18 protein-coding genes are annotated in these 18442 nt (G+C 72.3%); 13 read left to right on the top strand and 5 right to left on the bottom strand.

Going from position 1 to position 18442, the window contains the following annotated elements:
• Nucleotides 1–25: 25 nt before the first annotated feature.
• Nucleotides 26–1024: a DUF2867 domain-containing protein gene (locus D458_RS0126690; RefSeq protein WP_239648072.1), complete on the bottom strand. Its 999-nt coding sequence runs from the start codon at nucleotides 1022–1024 to the stop codon at nucleotides 26–28.
• A gap of 44 nt (nucleotides 1025–1068) precedes the next feature.
• Between D458_RS0126690 and D458_RS0126685 the strand changes: the two genes are divergently transcribed.
• Complete coding sequence (locus D458_RS0126685; RefSeq protein WP_017589775.1) at nucleotides 1069–1689, top strand: TetR/AcrR family transcriptional regulator; 621 nt, start codon at nucleotides 1069–1071, stop codon at nucleotides 1687–1689.
• A gap of 99 nt (nucleotides 1690–1788) precedes the next feature.
• Here the strand turns inward: D458_RS0126685 and D458_RS0126680 are convergent, their stop codons facing one another.
• The gene (locus D458_RS0126680) at nucleotides 1789–2154 is read right to left on the bottom strand and encodes a sigma factor-like helix-turn-helix DNA-binding protein (protein ID WP_017589774.1); all 366 of its coding nucleotides are present in this window, start codon (nucleotides 2152–2154) and stop codon (nucleotides 1789–1791) included.
• 9 nt (nucleotides 2155–2163) lie between these two features.
• Nucleotides 2164–2742 (bottom strand): sigma factor, encoded by a 579-nt coding sequence (locus tag D458_RS0126675; protein ID WP_017589773.1) that lies wholly within the window; start codon nucleotides 2740–2742, stop codon nucleotides 2164–2166.
• A gap of 302 nt (nucleotides 2743–3044) precedes the next feature.
• On the opposite strand from D458_RS0126675, the gene D458_RS0126670 reads away from it, so the two are divergent.
• From D458_RS0126670 to D458_RS0126630, 9 genes are all read left to right on the top strand, one after another.
• The gene (locus D458_RS0126670; protein ID WP_017589772.1) at nucleotides 3045–3770 is read left to right on the top strand and encodes a GAF and ANTAR domain-containing protein; all 726 of its coding nucleotides are present in this window, start codon (nucleotides 3045–3047) and stop codon (nucleotides 3768–3770) included.
• 140 nt (nucleotides 3771–3910) lie between these two features.
• The gene (locus D458_RS0126665) at nucleotides 3911–4675 is read left to right on the top strand and encodes a GAF and ANTAR domain-containing protein (RefSeq protein ID WP_017589771.1); all 765 of its coding nucleotides are present in this window, start codon (nucleotides 3911–3913) and stop codon (nucleotides 4673–4675) included.
• A 210-nt stretch (nucleotides 4676–4885) separates the two neighbouring features.
• Nucleotides 4886–5968: a GNAT family N-acetyltransferase gene (locus D458_RS0126660; RefSeq protein ID WP_017589770.1), complete on the top strand. Its 1083-nt coding sequence runs from the start codon at nucleotides 4886–4888 to the stop codon at nucleotides 5966–5968.
• Nucleotides 5969–6370: 402 nt separating this feature from the next.
• Nucleotides 6371–7765, top strand: coding sequence for an MFS transporter (locus D458_RS0126655; RefSeq protein ID WP_204366933.1), 1395 nt, complete (start codon nucleotides 6371–6373; stop codon nucleotides 7763–7765).
• Between the two features lie 2 nt (nucleotides 7766–7767).
• A complete protein-coding gene (locus tag D458_RS34335; protein ID WP_204366932.1) occupies nucleotides 7768–8193 on the top strand; it encodes a RidA family protein in 426 nt (141 codons plus the stop codon).
• Nucleotides 8186–8812 (top strand): RraA family protein, encoded by a 627-nt coding sequence (locus D458_RS0126645; RefSeq protein WP_026119707.1) that lies wholly within the window; start codon nucleotides 8186–8188, stop codon nucleotides 8810–8812. The genes D458_RS34335 and D458_RS0126645 overlap by 8 nt, the downstream gene beginning before the upstream one ends.
• 76 nt (nucleotides 8813–8888) lie before the next feature.
• Nucleotides 8889–10586: a thiamine pyrophosphate-dependent enzyme gene (locus D458_RS0126640; protein WP_017589766.1), complete on the top strand. Its 1698-nt coding sequence runs from the start codon at nucleotides 8889–8891 to the stop codon at nucleotides 10584–10586.
• 41 nt (nucleotides 10587–10627) lie between these two features.
• On the top strand, nucleotides 10628–11938 hold the full coding sequence (locus D458_RS0126635) for a M20 family metallo-hydrolase (RefSeq protein WP_017589765.1): 1311 nt from the start codon (nucleotides 10628–10630) through the stop codon (nucleotides 11936–11938).
• Entirely contained in the window at nucleotides 11935–13302 is a 1368-nt protein-coding gene (locus D458_RS0126630) for an NAD-dependent succinate-semialdehyde dehydrogenase (RefSeq protein ID WP_017589764.1), read from the top strand. The genes D458_RS0126635 and D458_RS0126630 overlap by 4 nt, the downstream gene beginning before the upstream one ends.
• A gap of 324 nt (nucleotides 13303–13626) precedes the next feature.
• Here D458_RS0126630 and D458_RS0126625 read toward each other — a convergent pair whose 3' ends face one another.
• Nucleotides 13627–13902 carry a hypothetical protein gene (locus D458_RS0126625; protein WP_017589763.1) on the bottom strand — a complete coding sequence of 92 codons (276 nt, stop codon included), beginning with the start codon at nucleotides 13900–13902 and terminating at the stop codon, nucleotides 13627–13629.
• 528 nt (nucleotides 13903–14430) lie between these two features.
• Between D458_RS0126625 and D458_RS0126620 the strand changes: the two genes are divergently transcribed.
• Nucleotides 14431–14868 (top strand): DUF485 domain-containing protein, encoded by a 438-nt coding sequence (locus tag D458_RS0126620; protein WP_026119706.1) that lies wholly within the window; start codon nucleotides 14431–14433, stop codon nucleotides 14866–14868.
• On the top strand, nucleotides 14868–16598 hold the full coding sequence (locus tag D458_RS0126615; RefSeq protein ID WP_017589761.1) for a solute symporter family protein: 1731 nt from the start codon (nucleotides 14868–14870) through the stop codon (nucleotides 16596–16598). The genes D458_RS0126620 and D458_RS0126615 overlap by 1 nt, the downstream gene beginning before the upstream one ends.
• Here D458_RS0126615 and D458_RS34330 read toward each other — a convergent pair.
• Nucleotides 16570–17721, bottom strand: coding sequence for a hypothetical protein (locus D458_RS34330; RefSeq protein ID WP_017589760.1), 1152 nt, complete (start codon nucleotides 17719–17721; stop codon nucleotides 16570–16572). The genes D458_RS0126615 and D458_RS34330 overlap by 29 nt on opposite strands.
• 98 nt (nucleotides 17722–17819) lie before the next feature.
• Between D458_RS34330 and D458_RS0126605 the strand changes: the two genes are divergently transcribed.
• Entirely contained in the window at nucleotides 17820–18362 is a 543-nt protein-coding gene (locus D458_RS0126605) for a DUF1697 domain-containing protein (RefSeq protein WP_017589759.1), read from the top strand.
• The last annotated feature ends 80 nt before the right edge of the window (nucleotides 18363–18442 follow it).

Here is an 18442-nt window from a genome sequence, read left to right as displayed (position 1 = left end):
CCCGCCGCCCGGTCCGGTCTCCCGGTCACCGGGTCGGCGACCCGCTCCTCGCCGCCCAGGCGCGCTCGGCCAACCGGTTCGCGGCGCGCCGGATCATGGCGCGTACGACGAAGGGGTGGAGAGGGCGGACCACGGCCCAGTACAGCCGGCCCCGCCGGTTGTGCAGGCGCACGACCGTGGTCAGGGTGACCTCCCCTTCCCCGGCGAGGACCGAGACACGGAAGTCCAGGTGTCCCGAGTCGGTTCCCAGCAGGAGCTCCCCCGGGCGGGAGGCGATCGTGTCGAAGGCGCCGCGCCCGGCGCGTTCGATGCCGACCAGCCCCACCAGCGCCTCGCGGAGCAGGAGCAGCGCCAGCACCCACCGGGGCGGGTCGCGGAAGACCGCGTCCGCCCACTCCTGGGGGTCGGTGCTCGTGCCGGGCCTCAGGTCCACGGAGAAGGCGTCCGATGCCTCCTCCTGCTCGAAGGCCGTGCGGGCGAGCCGTGCCGCCTCCGGGACCGGCCGTGCCCGCACGCGCGGCGGACTGGCCCCGCGCAGCAGGCGGACCCACGGTGACCGGGGCCGGGGGTCGGGACGGCGGCCCGTCGCGGCGTGTTCGGCGTTGTCGAGCAGGTCCTCGACCAGGGCGTCGTGGAGCGGGCGGATCACCAGCGGCCACACCAGACGGGTCGGGCCGAGCGGGACCGCCTCGGCGTGGTGGCGCAGGACGGTGCCGCCGTCGGGCAGGGCCTCGACCGTGAACTCGTGGAAGCCGTCGAACCCCGACTCCGGGCGGAACGCGAACCGGGCCCTGCGCCCGGGTTCGTACTCGACCACGTGGTAGCGGATCGGACCGTGGCCCCCGTCGGCGCCGACCGCCAGCGGGCGGTCCAGGCGCATCGGTTCCCAGGCCGGGTTCGGCCAGAGCCGGTCCCGGTCTCCGCCGAGCCCGGCGAGGAGCTCGCCCAGAACCTCGGTGGGCGCGGCGACGACGCGTTCGTGTGTGTTCCGGACGAGTGCCATGAGGACCTCCGTCGAACTCACCGTACGGTGCCGTACGGTATGAATCCATACGGTACCGTACGGATATGGCCAACGAGAAGACCCGGCGGAGGCTCTCCGCCGACGACTGGGCCCGTGCGGCCCTCACGGCGATCAGCGAAGGCGGCCTCCCCGCTGTGGCGGTGGAGCCGATCGCGGCACGGCTCGGTGCGACCAAGGGCAGCTTCTACTGGCACTTCGCCAACCGCGACGCGCTGGTGGCGGCCGCGCTGGAGCTGTGGGAACGGGAGCACACCGAGGCCGTGGTCGAGCACGTGGAGGCCGAGCCGGACGCCCGGGCCAAGCTCCGGCGGCTGTTCAGCGACGTGACCACCGGGGCGGCCAGGGCCCCGGAGAACCGGATCGAGGTCGCACTGCTCGCGACCGCCTCACACCCGCTGGTCGCTCCCACCGTCTCCCGGATCACGGAGCGCCGGATCGCCTACGTCGCCGCCCTCTACGAGGAACTGGGCGTCCCACCCGGCCGGGCGCGGCGACAGGCCCTGCTCGCCTTCACCACCTGGCTCGGGTACACACAGCTCGTCCACGCGACCCCGGAAGTACTGCCCGGCGGTGCGGAGGCAGCGGCCTACCTCGGCTTCGTGCTCGATGAGGTGGTCACCCCCGAGGGCCTCCCCGACGGGCGGCCGGGTCCGCCCCCGGTGTGAGACACGGCGGGTCGGGCCGGAAGGCGGGGAGGGACCTTCGGGGCGCGCGGAGCCCGCCCCGCGAAGAACCGCGCGCCCCACGTGCGGGGAAGCCCGTGGTCAGGTCAGGAGGTCGTGGCGGATCCGCGACAGCCCTCGGTCCAGGAGCAGGGCGACCCGGGGCCGGGGCAGGCCCAGGACGTCGGCGATGGTGCCGGCGCAATCGTGCCCGGACAGGCGCATCCGGACGACGCGGCGCTCCTCGGGGGGCAGCCGGCGCGTGGCCGTCGCCAGTGCCCGGTGGTCGGCCGCGCCGCCGAAGGGACCGGTGGCGGGCGCGGGCTGCTCACCGCCTTCCGAGAACGGGTCCCACCCCCGGCGGAAGAGCGCTTCCCGGGCGTGTTCGGTCTCGTCGAGCGCCACCCCGCGGTGGACGTTCTCGACACCTTCGACGGTGGGCGCGGCCCAGGTCTGGTCGGTACTCACCTGCGCCTCTCACCACCTGTCCGCGTCGACGGAGGTGTTCAGGGAGGCCGTTGCGCCCCGGGGCCCGTGGTCGGCCATGCGCAGGTGCGCGCGCAGGTGCATCAGCCCGGAGTGGATCATGGTGGCCACGGTCTCGTGCGGAACCCCGAGGAGGGCGCTGATCTGCTCGGAGGTGCACCCCTGGTAGTACGCCAGGAGGACGGCCCGGCGTCGCGCGGCGAGCGAGAGGTGGGAGCCCGGGGACGGCGCGGCCTGGGCGGTCGCGGACTCGATCCGGGCGGGGGCGGTGCCGTGCGGACGGGAGCGGAGCCGCTCGACCACCGTGCGCTGCGCCAGCGCCATCACCCAGGCCAACGCCGAACCCTGGTCGGGGGCGTAACTGCTGGACCTGCGCCACACCCGGATCCACACCGTCCGGGTGACCTCCTCGGACGCCGCGGGATCGCGCAGGGCGCGTAGGGCCAGGCCGTGAACGACGGCCGCGTTGCGGTCGTAGAGGGCCGCGAAGGCCCGCACGTCACCGGCCCCCGTACGCGTCAACAGATCGTCGAGGTTGGTCGGAGGCATGTGGTGCACGAAAGTCTTCATGGGTGTCGCCCTCTTCAGCCGTCGGACAGGAGTCTTTCGGCCGCCGGTCTTCTGGGGCAGCACACCCGACCTTAGTGTCCTGGGAACCGCGAGGACCGCAGAACACAGAGACGAGCTCTCGACCCGTAGCACGTGCGGTACGGAACACGCAAGGCGACCACACTTCGCCGGGACCCGTGCAAGACTCGTGAACGAAGGCTTTTGCCGTCCCGCCCCGCCCCGGTCCTCGGTCCCTCCCGAGCGCCAACGATGTCGGCCCCGGCCGTCTCCACCGATCAGGAGGAGGAAGCGGTGCGCAGCCAGTGAGTGTTCCGGAGAGCTCCGAGGAGTCCCTGCGGCGGTTGTGGGACGCCGTCGTCGCGTCGATCGGCGACGGTTCCGGCGGAACGGAGGCGCTGGCCCTGATCGGGCGTGCGTGCACCCGGCTGCTGCCGATCGACGGCGCCTCGATCTCCCTGGTGGGCGGTGCCCGTGCGCGGGAGGCGCTGTACGCCGGCGACGAGGTGAGCGACCGGATCCAGCGGCTGCAGGTGAGTCTGGGCGAAGGCCCCTCCTACGAGGCCTACCGGACACGCAGGCCGGTCCTGGTCCCCGACCTGGCCGCCGATCCGGGAGCGCGCTGGCCGGTGTTCGCCACCGAGGTCGCCGCCTGTCCGGTCGGGGCGGTCTTCGCCTTCCCGCTGCAACGCGGGGCGATCGCGATCGGGGCCCTGGACCTGTACCGCCGTGATCCGGGGTGGCTGTCCTCGGAGGAGGTCACCGTCGCGCTGCGCGTCGTGGACATCGCCACGCTGGCCCTGCCGGCGCTGCGGATGGACTCGCTCGACGGGGAGTGGGTCGTGGGCCTGCCCCCGGAGCGCGCCCAGGTCCACCAGGCCACGGGAATGCTGATCTCGGGGCTGGGTGTGTCCGCGGAGCAGGCGCTGGCCAGGCTTCGGGCCCACGCGTTCTCGGTCGGCCGCATGGTGGACGAGATCGCCGACGACCTGGTCTCCGGCCGGATCGTCCCGACCGACATCGAACTCTGAGGAGCGGACGTGACAGCACGGACAGGGGCCGCGGCGGCCGACGCCTCCAGCACACCGAGCGGTGCGGCGGCAAGGGCGCCGAGCGGCAAGGGCACTGAGCACAGCACCGTCGAACCCGGAGCGAAAGCAGAGGAAAGTCCATGAACGGCTCACCACCTTCGGGAACGCGGCGCGAGGCGGACCTGGTGGGCGCCTTCGTCCAGCTGGCCGACACCCTGGTCGACGACTACGACGTCCCCGAGGTCCTGCACCAGCTCGCCACGCACTGCGTCAACCTCCTGGGCGTCTCCGCGGCGGGTCTCCTGCTGTCCGACCAGAGGGGGAGCCTGCAAGTGGTCGCCTCCTCCAACGAGCGGACCCGGCTGCTGGAGCTCTTCCAGCTCCAGGCCGACGAGGGCCCCTGCGTCGACTCCTTCCGCACCGGTGAGACGGTCGCGGTGGCCGACCTGTCCACCGCCCGGGGCCGCTGGCCGGTCTTCACACCCCAGGCCGTGGAGCAGGGGTTCCGGGCCGTGCACGCCGTCCCGCTGCGCCTGCGCGGCGACCTCATCGGCACGCTGAACCTGTTCAACCAGCATCCCGGAGCGCTGTCGTCCGACGACGTGAAGGTCGCCAGGGCGCTCGCCGACATCGCCACGATCGGCATCCTCCAGGAACGCATGATCCGCCACGGCGAGGTCCTCACCGAACAGCTCCAGGGCGCCCTCAACAGCCGGATCACCATCGAACAGGCCAAGGGGCTCCTCGCCCACGCCGGAGGGCTCGACATGGAGCAGGCCTTCCAGGCGCTGCGCCGGTTCGCGCGGGCCCGGCACACCGGGCTCAGCGACATCGCCCACCGGTTGGCCTCGGGAGAGCTGCCCCCCGCCTCGGTCCTGCGACCGGGGCGCGGCGAGGCCACGTGAGTCCGAGGGGCCGGCGCGGAGACCCCGCGGCCGTCGGTGACACGCGGAGTCACGGGACTTCTCCGGACGGCACCCCGAACTCAACGGGCACCTAACCTTCGCGAAACCTCGGACCCCCACAGTGGGAACCACGTCGGTGCGCGACCCTCCGCCGCGACACAGCGCCGTGGCGCGGCGGAGGGAGCACCTTCTCCCCAGGAGGTTCGGCCCATGAGTCTGTGGCGTATCCGCACGGCGGTCGATGACCGCCCCGGCAGCCTCTCGGGGGTCGTCGGCACCCTCGCCGAACACGGCGGGAACATCGTGGGACTGGCCATCCACACCGACGTCACCGGTGTGGTCGACGAGTTCGTCGTGGACATCCCCGGCAACCACGGCGCCGCGGTCAGAGCGCTGGCCGAACAGTGCCCCGCCGGTACCGTGACGGCCGTCGCCGCCCAGCGGCGCGAGGTCGGCGACGACGTCACCCGCGCCCTGCTGCTCACCGCGCGACTGCGCTCCCACCCCAACCGGCTCCCCGAGGCCCTGGCCGAGCTGCTGCTCGCCGACGGCGCCCGGTGGACCAACCTGACCGCCGGGGACGTGGACGGGGGCACCTCGATGCTGGTCCCGGTCGGGCCGCTGCGCGGGGTCCTGGTCGACCGGGCCTCGCACCCCTTCACCTGGACCGAGTCGAGCCGGGCCGAGGCGCTGGTGCGCTCGGTGATGCCCTCCACCGGCCCGGTGCCCACCGACCGCGTCATCCGCACCACCGAAGGCGTGGGGCTCTCCCTGCGCCAGGTCCGGGAGACCGACGCCCCGGCCCTGAGCGAGCTGCACCGCCGCTGCACGCCGGACACCCTGCGCAACCGCTACTTCGCCGGGATCAGCGAGCTGGGGCCGCACATGCTCAGGGTGTTCTGCGACGCCGAACGCGGCCTGACCGTCGCGGTGCGCCCGCAGGGCCGGGAGGAGCCGATCGCCCTGGGCCACCTGATGTACACCCTGGATCCCGGGGTGGGCGAGATCGCCTTCCTGGTCGAGGACTCCTGGCAGGGGAGCGGTGTGGGCACCGCCCTGACCCGCGCGCTCACGGTCATCGCCGCCGACTGGGGACTGGCCGAGGTGCGCGCCGAGACCACGCTCGCCAACAACGGGATGCTGCGGATCATGCGCCGTCTGGGCGCCTCGATCCAGACCCAGGAGGGCGTGTACGTGCACGCCCGGCTGCCGGTGGCGGCAGCGGTCCAGGGCGGGCTCGGCGCCGAGGGCCGCCGCGGCGGTCAGGTGGCGCGCCTGATGGGTCCCGTCTGAGGGAACCCGTCCGAGGGCACTCCGCCCGAGGGCGGACGCGAACGCGGGGGCCGGCGGCCACTGGGGGGTGTCGCCGGCCCCCGTCCCGCGTGTTCGGACGGGGCCGTCGACCGTCCCGCCCGCTCACGGGTCGCCTCCGGAATCGTCACCCCCGCGCGACATGGCGGAAACGCCATGAGCGGAAAGCCGCTGTCAGCCGGAGCCTTGACCGGAGATCCCTCTGCCCAGGGGTTTCCGTGGCGATCCGGCGCCCGGAGCTGACCCCCGCGCCGCCAGGGAGCTGTGCATCTGCACAGGTCAGCGGTGAAGAGCGTGTGTGAATGCCGATTGCTCCCCACCTGTCACACGATCACCATGATTCCTGACAGACGTGCTGTTTCCACAGCTCAACCGGAGACCCCCATGACAGCAAACCCCAGTACTCCCACCGGCGTGGGCCCCTCTTCGGGTTCCGCCCGACTCGAACCGGCGAAGATGCGGAAGATCGCCACCGCGAGCGTCATCGGTACCACCGTCGAGTGGTACGACCTCTTCCTCGTCGGCACCGCCTCCGCCCTCGTCTTCAACCGGGTCTTCTTCCCCGACCTCGACGGAGCCGTCGGCACCATCCTGGCCTTCCTGACCTTCGCGTCCGCCTACGTGGCACGTACCGCGGGCGCGGTCCTGTTCGGGCACTTCGGCGACCGGCTCGGCCGCAAGTCGATGCTGCTCATCTCGCTCATCACCATGGGCGTGGCCACCGTCGCCATCGGCCTGGTCCCCGACTACCGCGCCATCGGTGTCGCGGCCCCGCTCCTGCTGCTCACACTGCGGCTCATCCAGGGCCTGGCCCTCGGCGGTGAATGGGGCGGCGCGGTGCTCATGACCGTGGAGCACGCCCCCGTCCACCGACGCGGCTGGTACGGCTCGCTCGTGCAGGTCGGCGTCCCGGCGGGCACGCTTCTGGCCAACCTCGCCTTCCTCGCCGTCCTGGCCTCGGTCGACCACGACGCCTTCCTGGACTGGGGCTGGCGCGTGCCGTTCCTGCTCTCCGCACTGCTCGTGGGCGTGGGCATCTACATCCGTCTGCACATCGAGGAGACCCCCAGCTTCCAGCAGGTCAAGGACCGGGGCGCCAAGGCCAAGCTCCCCTTCGCGTACCTGATGCGCCACTACTGGAAGCAGGTACTGCTCGGCGGTGTGGCCACCCTGTCCACCGGGTCGACGTTCACGCTCCTGGTCACCTCCGGGGTCAACTACGGGACCACCGAACTGGGGCACTCCGAGGACCTCATGCTCTGGGCGGTGCTGGTCGCCTGCGTCCTGGCCTTCGCGGCCATCCCCTTCTTCGGACGGCTCTCCGACCGGCTGGGCCGCAAGCCCGTCATCCTCGCCGGTGTGGCCGCCGAGGTGCTGCTCGCCTTCCCGTTCTTCTGGATGCTCGACTCCGGCTCGGTCCCGCTCCTCTTCGCCGCCTACACGCTGATGATGCTGGCCTTCTCCGCGAACTACGGCCCCATCGCGACCTTCCTCGCCGAGCAGTTCGGCTCCAAGATCCGCTACTCCGGCCTGTCCGTGGCCTACATGCTCTCCGGGCTCCTCGGTTCCGCCGCCACCCCCGCCGTCACGGTGTGGCTGCTGTCCCTGACCGGGCAGAGCTCCTCCGTCGCCTGGTACATCGTCGCCACCTCGCTGCTCTCGCTCGGCGCGCTCCTCCTCCTGCGTTCCATCGCCGGCGGCAGCCGGTTCGACGAGGCGGAGGTGGACCCCGCCGACCAGAGCGGTGCCGAGGGCGGCTCCGAGCGAAGGACGGTGTGACCGTGACCCCCACCCGCATTGACACGGTCGAAGGGCTGGCCGCACCCGTGGGCCCGTTCTCCCACGCGGTGGTCGCGAACGGTTTCGTGTACACCTCGGGGCAGCTGCCCGTGGACGCCTCCGGCACCGCTCCGGACACCTTCGCCGCGCAGCTCACCCGGGCCCTCGACAACCTCCGCGCCGTCCTGGAGGCCGCCGGGAGCTCACTCGGGCACGTGGTCAAGGTCAACGGCTACCTCACCGACCCCGAACAGCTCGACACCTACAACCGGGTCTACCGAGAGGTGTTCGGGGACGCGCTCCCGGCCCGTACGACCGTGGGCGTCTCCCTGTGGGGCGTGGCCCTGGAGATCGACTGCGTGGCCGTCGTGGCCGAGGAGGCCGAGGGCCGTCGGCCGGGCCGCGGGGGCGGTGAGCCCCGTGGCTGACCGCGGCGCGCGGGCGGCCGCGCTCCTCGACACCCTCGCCGACGTCGAGATCCCGACCCTCGGGCACGTGCTGGAGGAGGGGTTCTGCGACCCCGGGGTCCGGAGCCTCACACCGGTCCCGCGGCTGGCCGGGGTGGCGCACACCGTGCGCCTCGCCGAACCCGACGCCCTCGCGGTCAACCGGGCCGTGGTCGGCCTCGCGCGGGGAGGGGTCCTGGTGATCGAGGTGGCCGGCGGACTGCACGCGCCGATCGGGGCCGTCACGGCCGCCGCCGTGGGCGCCCGGGGCGGTGCGGGCATCGTCGTGGACGGCCCCGTCACCGACCTGTCGGCCCTCCGGGAGAGCGGTCTGGCCGTGTACGCCCGGGGCACCACCTGCCTGACGACCAAGCGGCTGGGCACCGCCGCCGACGGGGTCGGCGCGCCCGTCACCGTCGGCGGTACGCGCGTGCGCACCGGCGACCTCGTCCTGGGCGACGAGAACGGACTCCTCGTGCTCGACCCCGACACCTTCGACCCCTCCCTGGCCGACGACGCCCGCCGCTCCGACCTGGCCGAACCGGAACTCCTCACCCGTATCCGCGCGGGGGAACCCCTCGACGGGCTCCTCGCGCTCTGACCCCGCACCACCGGCCCGCCGCCCCGACACCAGCGGCACCACCACCCCGACACCACCCAGAAGGATCCCGCACACGATGCCCACCACTGATCCCGCGCACACGGACGCTCCCCGCTCCGCGGGCCACCTCATCGTCGCCCAGCTCGAACACGAGGGCGTCGAGCGCGTGTACGGGGTGCCCGGAGAGTCCTACCTCGACGTCCTCGACGGACTGCACGACTCCGCCATCACCACCGTGGTCACGCGCCACGAGGGAGGCGCCGGTTTCATGGCGCTGGCGGAGGGACGGCTGACCGGGCTGCCGGGGGTGGCCATGGTCACCCGGGGGCCGGGTGCGGCCAACGCCTTCATCGCCGTGCACACCGCGTACCAGGACGCCACCCCGCTCCTGTTGTTCGTCGGGCTGATCCCCGTCGCCGACCGGGGCCGGGAGTCCTTCCAGGAGTTCGACCTCACGGGGTGGTTCGGCAGCACCGCCAAGAGGGTGGTCACGCTGGACGACCCGGCCTCGGCCGCGCGGGTGGTGTCCGAGGCGGTCCACACGGCGCGCTCGGGCCGCCCCGGACCGGTCGTGATCGGTCTGCCCGAGGACGTCATCCGAGTCCGTGTACCGGGTTCCTCCGTGGTGGAGCCGCGCGTGGCCACGACCGGGCGGCCCTCCGCCGAGGCGGTCGCCGACGTCGTCGCCAGGGTCGACCGGGCGGAGCGCCCCGTCGTCGTGGTGGGCGGCGAGAGCTGGACCGACGAGGCCGGTGCGGCCCTCATGGCCTGGGCCGCCGAGCGCCGTGTCCCGGTACTGGCCGACTTCCGCGCCTACGACGCCGTGCCCCACCGCCTGGCGGATGTGGAGAGCCCTTACGCCGGCGCGCTCGGATACGGGCGCTCCGACGCCGCGGCCGCCCTGTTCGACGACGCCGACCTGGCCCTGTTCGTCGGCACGTCGCGCACCGACGTGCTCAGCGACGGCTACACCCTGGGAGGCGGAGCCGAGACGGTCCTCGTGCTCCCCGGTGAGCCGCTCGGCCACAGCGGACGCCTCGACCAGCACGTGGTCGCCGCCCCCGCCGAGTTCGTCGCCGCGCTCACCGAGGCCGGGGGAGAACCCCTCCGGCACGACCCCGCACGCCTGGCCCGGGCCCGCGCCGCCCACGAAGCCTTCTCCACCCCCGCACAGGACGACCGGGCCGACACGGGCGCCCGCACGGAGGCGGAGGAGGAGCACGGCTTCGTCGACCTCACCGCGGTCATGGCCGTGCTGCGCGAGGAACTCGACGACGACGCCGTCATCACCTACGGCGCGGGCAACCACGCGATCTGGCCCGCGCGGTACCTGGAGCACCGCTCCGGCCACTCGCTCCTCGCTCCTCGCAACGGGGCCATGGGGATGGGGATCCCGGCGGCCGTCGCCGCCTCCCTGGTCCACCCCGGACGCCAGGTGGTCTCCGTGGCCGGGGACGGCTGCTTCCTCATGAACGGCCAGGAGATCGCCACCGCGGTCGGGTACGGAGCGGCGTTCGTCGCGATCGTCGTGGACAACGGCGTCTTCGCGACCATCCGCGAGCACCAGGAACGGCACTACCCGGGACGGCCCTCCGGGACCGGTCTCACCAACCCCGACTTCGCCGCGTTGGCGCGCTCCTTCGGCGGGTACGGGGAGACGGTGTCCGGTACCGCGGACTTCCGCAAGGCCCTGCAGCGCGCCCGGGAGAGCGGCGGGCCCGCGGTCCTGCACCTGCGGCAGGACCCCGGGGTCCGGTCCCCGTCCGTGTCCTGACCACCCGTGTCCGGTCCCACCGTTCGAACAGAGGACGACCCATGCCCACCAGCCGACCGACCGCCGCGCCGACCCCGGCGCGGAACGAGGACGACCAGCGCTTCCTCGACGACTTCGCGACCATGAGCACCTTCGGGGCGACCCCCGAGGGCGGCGTCGACCGCCAGGCCGCCACCGAACCCGACAACGCCCAGCGCCGCTGGTTCGCCGACCTCCTCGAGGAGAACGGCCTGCGCGTGGTCTACGACCGGATCGGCAACCAGTTCGGGCTGCTCGAGCGCGTTCCCGGAGCCCCCTACGTCGTCGTCGGCTCCCACATGGACTCCCAGCCCACCGCGGGGCGCTTCGACGGGGCCTACGGGGTGCTCGCCGCGGCGCACGCCGTGTTCCGCGTCGCGTCCGAGGAGCCCGACCCCGCGTCCCCGCCGGTCCACAACCTGGCCGTGGTCAACTGGTTCAACGAGGAGGGCTCCCGGTTCGAGCCGTCCATGATGGGCAGCGCCGTGTACACGGGCCGGCTCGGCCTGGAGACCGCTCTCGCCACTCGCGACCGGACCGGGACCACCGTGGCCGAGGCGTTGGCGCCCACCGGCTTCCTCGGGGACGGCGACGGCCCCGAGGCGGTCTTCTGCGCCGAGATCCACATCGAGCAGGGCCGGGTCCTGGAGGACTCCGGCTCCTCGATCGGGCTGGTCAGCGCTTCCTGGGCGGCCAGCAAGTACGAGATCACCGTCCGCGGAGAGCAGGCGCACTCCGGTGCGACCGTGATGCCGGACCGCCGGGACGCGCTCCTGGGAGCCTCCCTGCTCGTCGTCGCCGCCCGCGAGCTGGCGGACCGGTTCCCCGGTGTCCTGCACACCGCAGTCGGGAAGCTGGACGTCTACCCGAACTCCCCGGTCGTCGTGGCCTCGCGGGTCGAGCTGCTGCTGGACCTGCGCTCACCCGACGAGGACGTCCTGGCCCGCGCCAACGAGCTGCTGCTGGAGCGCGTCGCCGAGATCGAGGCCGAGACCGGTGTGACCGTGGAGCGGCACCTGTCCCACGCCTGGGGCGTGAACCCCTACCAGCCCTCCGGAGTCGACCTCGCCCGCAGCAGCGCCGAGCGGCTCGGTCTGAGCAGCGAGCCGATCATGACCGTGGCCGGGCACGACTCGATCAACATGAAGGAGCACGTACCCACCGTGATGCTCTTCGTCCCCTCCGTCAGCGGCGTCTCGCACAACGTGGGCGAGTACACCGAGGACGCCGACCTGATCGCGGGACTGACCCTGCTCACCGATGTGACCCGCCGCCTGGGCGCGGGCGAGCTCGGCCCCGCCACCCCCTACGTCCCCGGAGAGGACCGCGCGTGACCGAGTACGCCGTCGTCGACCCGACCACGAACCGTCTGGTCCGACGCTTCCCCACCGCCACGGACACCGAGGTCGACGCCGCCGTCGACGGAGCGGCCGAGGCCTTCCGGAGCTGGCGTCGCAGGCCGGTCGCGGAGCGGGCGCGCTTCCTGGCCGCCGTGGCCGGGCTCCAGCGAGAGCGCCGCCACCACCTCGCGGCGATCATCACCCGCGAGATGGGCAAGACCACCGCCGAGGCGCTCGGCGAGGTCGACCTGTGCGCGGACATCCACGACTACTACGCGGAGAACGCGGCCGCGTTCACCGCCGACCGCCCCCTGGACGTGGCCGAGGGCTCAGCGACCGTGCGAACCGAGCCGATCGGCGTCCTGCTCGGCATCATGCCGTGGAACTACCCCTACTACCAGGTGGCGCGGTTCGCGGCGCCCAACATCGCGCTCGGCAACACCGTCCTGCTCAAGCACGCGCCGAGCTGCCCCGAGTCGGCCGCGGCGATCGTGGCGCTGTTCGCCGACGCCGGGCTGCCCGAGGGCGTCTACACCAACCTGTACGCCACCGAGGCGCAGGTCGCGCGGATCATCGGCCACCCGGCCGTGCAGGGGGTCTCGCTCACCGGTTCGGAGCGGGCGGGCCGGGCCGTCGGCGAGCTCGCGGGGCGGGCGATGAAGAAGACCGTCCTGGAGCTGGGCGGGTCCGACCCGTTCATCGTGCTGGCCGACGCCGACCCGGAGCGTGCGGCGGACGCCGCCGTGGTCGGGCGTATGGGCAACGCGGGCCAGGCGTGCACGGCCGCCAAGCGGTTCGTCGTGCTGGACGAGGTGTACGACGCCTTCGTGGCGGCGTTCGTGGAGCGGGTCGCGGCCCTGCGGGTCGGCGACCCCGGCCAGGAGGGCACCGACCTCGGCCCGTTGTCCTCGGAGGCGGCCGCACAGCACGTGGTCGGGCAGGTGGAGGACGCCGTCGCCCACGGTGCGACCGTTCTGACCGGCGGCGGTCGGCCCGACCGCGAGGGCGCCTTCGTGGAGCCCACGGTGCTCACCGGTGTCGCGCCCGGCACACGCGCCTACCGGGAGGAGATCTTCGGTCCGGTCGCCGTGGTCCACCGTGTCGGCTCCGTGGACGAGGCGGTCGCTCTGGCCAACGACACCCCCTACGGTCTGGGCGGTGTCGTCTTCGGGGCGGACGAGAACGCGGCCCTGGCAGTCGGGGACCGTCTCGACACGGGCATGGTGTCGGTCAACGCGCCGTCGCGGACCCAGGCCGACCTGCCGTTCGGCGGGGTGAAGGCGTCCGGTGTGGGCAGGGAGCTGGGGGAGTACGGCATGGCGGAGTTCGTCAACCGCAAGCTCTTCCGCACCCCGTAGGTGCCCGGTGTCCGCCCCGGCCCCGGGCGGCGGACACGGAAACGGGGGTCGGCGGCCACCGGGGGTGCCGCCGACCCCCGTTTCGCGGTTGACGCGATGAGGCCGCTCTCGCACGGTCCCGTGGGTCCGTGCGGACTACCTAGGCCCTGTTTTTTGGATCATTCCGCGCTCGCGGCCACCAGGCGGCCTCTCGCTGCGCCGATGTCACTCGGACAGCCAAACCCAGGCTGACCTCGCTCATCGTCTTGCGAGAGATTGCCTGGACGGCCGCTCGCTCGATGTCGGCTCCGCCGACACGAGCGAAAGCATCCAGAAAAACAGGCCCTAGTTGTCGTCGCTGTCCGCGTCGGAGTCGGAGCTCTCGGACTTGTCGGTGGCAGCGGACGCGGTCTTCTTGGTGACGCGGCGCTTCTTCACCGGACGCGAGTAGTCGACGAGGGGTTCGTAGCGGGTCTCGTGCTCCTTGAAGCACTCCTCGCAGGCGTCGACCTCGCGGACAGCGCCCTCCCAGGCGAACTGAATGACCTCAGTCGCCTCGACCTTCTCCTCGCGGACGGCGTGGGGATCGCAGTACTTGCGCGTGAAGACCTCGGTGACCACGGCGGGGATTTCCCTTCGGTATCGCGTGAACTGTGCGGACCCCGTAATCATACACGTGTACGAACGCGGAAACGGGTGATGAGCCCGGTTTCCGTGATGGGGCGGGGTCGCCCCGAAGCCTAGCGAAGTCGGAGGGGTCGCTGCGCCGTCCTGTGCCGCGTGTGGCCTGATGACCAGGTGGTCCGTTCGGGTCGGGTGCTGTGATCCCGGTCGCTGCAGTGGCCGCTGTTCGGCCCGGGCCGCGCCCCGGAAACGCCTTCTGTCCCTTTTCCTGTTCTCGGTGCCCGTATTTGTTCCAGCCGATTTGTGAATTTGGTGAACACGGTGCGGGGTGTGTCGTTAGTGTGATGGCCACCCCGGGATGGGAGAGCGTCCGACGAGGGGACGAGCCGTCCCGGGAAACCGGCCGACGCGCCCTTGCCGGCGCGCGCCGAGGGAAAGGCCGTGGTCCGTTGGGGAGCGGATTCGGCGACAGGCACAAGGGCCCCGCGTGCGCGGGGAGGATTTTCCGTGTTCGGGGGGATGGCCGTGGTCGAGTACATGGAAGGCACGTCCAGAAGGCGTGGTGACGGTGCCGGGGAACCGTTCCGGGCCGGGGGCGGGAGAGCGGCCCGCGTCCGGGCGGAGGCGGATATGGCGCACGCCTGTGAACGCATGTCCGTCGACCCGCGTTTTGTGAAACTCCGTAGGAGGTTCGCACTTCAAGCGGGTGCGCTGGTCGGCACCTTCTTGTTCAGTTACCTCTCCTATCTTCTTCTTTCCGCCTACGCGCGCGATTTCATGAGCGTGCAGATCGTCGACTCCGTCAACGTGGCCCTGGTGATGGGGGTCGGGCAGTTCCTGCTCACCTTCGTGCTCGCCTGGGCGTTCGGTCGTTTCTCCGTCCGTTCCATCGACCCGCTGGCCGAGGAGATCCGCGACCACGCCCGGGCCGAGGACACGGCCGACGGACGGGTGGTCGGCTGATGGGCACCGCCACCCTCCACCAGGGCAGCGCGGCGGGCCTGGGCAGTGCGCTCGGCGGCCAGTTCGGGGTCGCGCACGCCTGGACCATCGGCCTGTGCGCGCTGTTCGTCCTGGTCACCCTGGCCATCACCATCCGCGCCCGGCGCACCACCAAGGGCGCCGTCGACTTCTACGCGGGCGGCCGCGGCTTCTCCAGCACCCAGAACGGGCTCGCGCTCACCGGCGACTACCTGTCCGCCGCCTCCTTCCTCGGCATCGCCGGGATGATCGCCCTCCAGGGCTACGACGGCTTCCTGTACTCGATCGGCTTCCTGGTGGCCTGGCTGCTGGTGCTGCCGATGGCCCAGCTGATGCGTAACACCGGCCGCTTCACCATGGCCGACCTGCCGGCCTTCCGCATGCGCAGGATGCGCGTCCGGCTGGCCTGCACCGTCTCCACGGTCACCGTGTGCGTGTTCTACCTGGTGGCGCAGATGGTGGGGGCTGGCGCCCTGGTCGCGGTGCTGCTCGGCCTGCACGACGGCGGGACCTTCCTGGGGCTGAGCGCGGACCAGGCCCGCACCGGCGCCATCGTCCTGGTGGGCGTGCTGATGATCGTCTACGTCATGTACGGCGGGATGAAGGCGGCCACCTGGCTGCAGATCATCAAGGCCGTGGTGCTGCTCACCGCCACCGGACTGCTCACCGCCATGGTGCTGGCCCTGTTCTCCTTCGACCCGCGAGCCCTGCTCAGCGGTGCGGCCGAGGCCAGCGGACGCGGACAGGCCTTCCTCGAACCCGGACTGCGCCTGGGCGTCGAGGTGCCCGGGGACGCGACACAGACCTTCTTCAACAAGATGGACCTGATCAGCCTGGGTCTGGCGCTGGTCCTGGGCACGGTCGCCCTGCCGCACATCCTCATCCGCTTCTACACGGTGACCGACGGCCGGGCCGCCCGCTCCTCGGTCAACCGCACCATCGTCATGGTCGGCGCCTTCTACCTCATGACCCTCGCCCTGGGGTTCGGCGCCGCCGCCCTCGTGGGGTCCGAGCGCATCATGTCCCTGGACCCCTCGGGCAACTCCGCGGTCCCCCTGCTCGCCGAGGAGCTGGGGCGGCTGACCGCCGGCCCGGTGGGCGCCGCCGTGCTGCTCGCGCTGATCTCCGCGGTGGCGCTGGCCACCATCCTCGCGGTCATCGCCAGCCTCACCCTGGCCTCGTCCTCCTCGATCGCGCACGACCTGTTCGGCCACATCCTCATGTGGGGGCGCCCGCGCGAGTCCCAGGAGGTGAGCGTGGCCCGCTTCTCCGCCTGTGTGATCGGCGCGGTCTCCATCGTCCTGGCGGTGCAGGCCCAGGGGCAGAACGTCGCCTTCCTGGTGGGGCTGGCCTTCGCCATCGCGGCCGCCGCCAACCTGCCCGTCATCGTCCTCACCATGTTCTGGCGCCGCTTCAACACCAAGGGCGTGGAGTGGGGGATCTACGGCGGGTTGTCCGCGACCCTGCTGCTGATGCTGTTCTCCCCGGTGATGTCGGGCAGGACCGACCCGGTCACCGGAGAGAACCTGTCCATGCTGCCGGCCCGGATCGACATCCAGTTCTTCCCCATGGAGAACCCGGCCCTGGTCGCGGTTCCCATCGGGTTCGCCTGCGCGGTCATCGGCAGCCTGCTGTCCCCGGAACGCAACAGCGCCCGTTTCACCGAACTCCGGGTGCGCTCCCTCACCGGTTGGGGTGCCGACCGCGACTGACCCCGGTCCCGCCCGCCCGTTCCAGCGACTCGGCCACCTCGTCGAGCAGGGCCGGCAACGCGTGCAGTCCGCGGGCGGCCTCCTCCCACGCGCTCTCGACCTGTGCGACCTGCTCCTGGAAGGACCAGTCCTCGGAGCGGTGCAGGGACCGCCGCAGCGCCCAGGCGGCGACCGCCACGATCGGGCGGGACAGACCCTTGCCGCGCACGTCCAGGGTGCCGTCGACCGACCAGCGGCGCTGGGCGCCGAGCTCCGGGCGGACCTCGGCCAGGGCCCTGGCCAGCGGGTGCTCCACCTCGAGCCGGACCGGGGCCGGCACGTCCGCCCCGTTTAGCGACGCGTACCACCCGGGCAGGTCCACCCGGGCGGTGACGCCCACCGTGAGCAGGCGCGAACCCCACCGGACGAACGCGCTCGACGCGGGGAAGCGCAGGGTGGCGGTGAGGGTGAGGACCTCGGCGCCGCGGTCGTGCTCGAGGCGTCCCGAGGTCGACGGCGGCGGTGGACCGCCCTCGGCGCCGCCGTCGGCTCGCTGGTCGGGGACGTCACGCATGGCGAAGTCGAGTGCGCACACGCCCGCCTCGCTCCAGGAGCCGACGGTGATGTCGGTGCCCAGCCACCCGTCGTATTCCTCGGCGATGAGGGGGTGCTCGTCCAGGTCCAGCTCGTTGAGCAGGTAGTGGCTGCCGGGGGCCAGGTGGGCACCGGAGAGCAGGCGCAGCTGCGTGCGCGGCTCGGCCTCCTCCTCGGGCTCCGGTTCGTCCGCGGCCTTCTCCTCCTTTTCGGGCGGCAGGCCGAGCTCCTCGTTCAGCTCGGCGATGGTCCGGTTCAGCTCGTCCGTGTCCCGTTGCAGATCGGCCAGCGTCCGCTCCCACTCCGCCTTCCGCTCCCGCTCCTCCGCCTCGGCCCGTTCGCTCCGCTCGCGGTGGAGCTCGGCGTCGACCACGCCGAGCTCCACGGCCCGGCGGTCCAGACGCTCCACCTCCTCCTCGGCCAGGGCGAGCAGGTAGCCGTCCTCGTCGAAGCGGCAGCTGCGCAGGACCCGGTGGATGCCCTCGACCGACCGGCGCAGGTCCTCCCTGTCCAGGGGTGACAGGTCGAGGGTGTGGCTCAGACGGGGCATGCGTCCCCTCCGCTTCGACTGGGGTGAGTGCTGGCAAGTCATTGTGTCCCTGAACCCGAGGAGGGACAAGCGACCGACTGTCATGGGTCTCGGGCACCATGGCCGGTATGACCAGACACATCGTGCTGCTGCGCGGGGTCAACGTCGGCGGGCACCGGAAACTGCCCATGGCCGAACTGCGGGCCGCGCTGTCCGAACTCGGCCACACCGACGTGGCCACCTACATCCAGAGCGGGAACGCCGTCCTCACCTCGGAGGAGGGCGACCCTGAGGCCGTGGGCGCGCTCGTCCGCGGGGCGGTCCGCGACCGGTTCGGGTTCGATGTGCCCGTGATGGTGCGCACCCTGGACCAGCTCCGCGCCGTGGTGGCGGCCAACCCCCTGCCCGTGGCCGACCCGTCGGTGTTCACGGTGCTGTTCTGCTCCGAGCCCGTGGACACGGCCGCGCTGTCCGCGATCGACCCGGCCACCCACCCCGGCGAGCGCATCGCCGTCACCCCCACGGAGGTGTTCACCCACCACGAGCGCGGTGTGCGCGGGGCGAAGCTGCCCGCCGTGGTCGGACGGCACTGCCCGGGGGAGGTCACCGCCCGCAACTGGCGCACGGTCCTGCGCCTGCTGGAGCTGGCGGAGGGCTCCTGAACAACGGGGACGCACGAGAGCCGGGGAGCCTGGGAACCGGAGCCCCGGAGGGTACGGGTGGGCGGGACTGTCCGAGAGGG

The sequence above is a fragment of the Nocardiopsis ganjiahuensis DSM 45031 genome, from assembly GCF_000341085.1.
GTDB classification, from domain to species: Bacteria; Actinomycetota; Actinomycetes; order Streptosporangiales; family Streptosporangiaceae; genus Nocardiopsis; species Nocardiopsis ganjiahuensis.
This window is presented reverse-complemented; position numbering and strand designations above follow the sequence as displayed.

Coding starts and splice junctions, on each gene's coding strand:
- D458_RS0126685 (WP_017589775.1), top strand. CDS start 1,069: ATGGCCAACGAGAAGACCCGGCGGAGGCTCTCCGCCGACGACTGGGCC.
- D458_RS0126675 (WP_017589773.1), bottom strand. CDS start 2,742: ATGAAGACTTTCGTGCACCACATGCCTCCGACCAACCTCGACGATCTG.
- D458_RS0126665 (WP_017589771.1), top strand. CDS start 3,911: ATGAACGGCTCACCACCTTCGGGAACGCGGCGCGAGGCGGACCTGGTG.
- D458_RS0126660 (WP_017589770.1), top strand. CDS start 4,886: ATGAGTCTGTGGCGTATCCGCACGGCGGTCGATGACCGCCCCGGCAGC.
- D458_RS0126655 (WP_204366933.1), top strand. CDS start 6,371: ATGACAGCAAACCCCAGTACTCCCACCGGCGTGGGCCCCTCTTCGGGT.
- D458_RS0126640 (WP_017589766.1), top strand. CDS start 8,889: ATGCCCACCACTGATCCCGCGCACACGGACGCTCCCCGCTCCGCGGGC.
- D458_RS0126635 (WP_017589765.1), top strand. CDS start 10,628: ATGCCCACCAGCCGACCGACCGCCGCGCCGACCCCGGCGCGGAACGAG.
- D458_RS0126615 (WP_017589761.1), top strand. CDS start 14,868: ATGGGCACCGCCACCCTCCACCAGGGCAGCGCGGCGGGCCTGGGCAGT.
- D458_RS34330 (WP_017589760.1), bottom strand. CDS start 17,721: ATGCCCCGTCTGAGCCACACCCTCGACCTGTCACCCCTGGACAGGGAG.
- D458_RS0126605 (WP_017589759.1), top strand. CDS start 17,820: ATGGCCGGTATGACCAGACACATCGTGCTGCTGCGCGGGGTCAACGTC.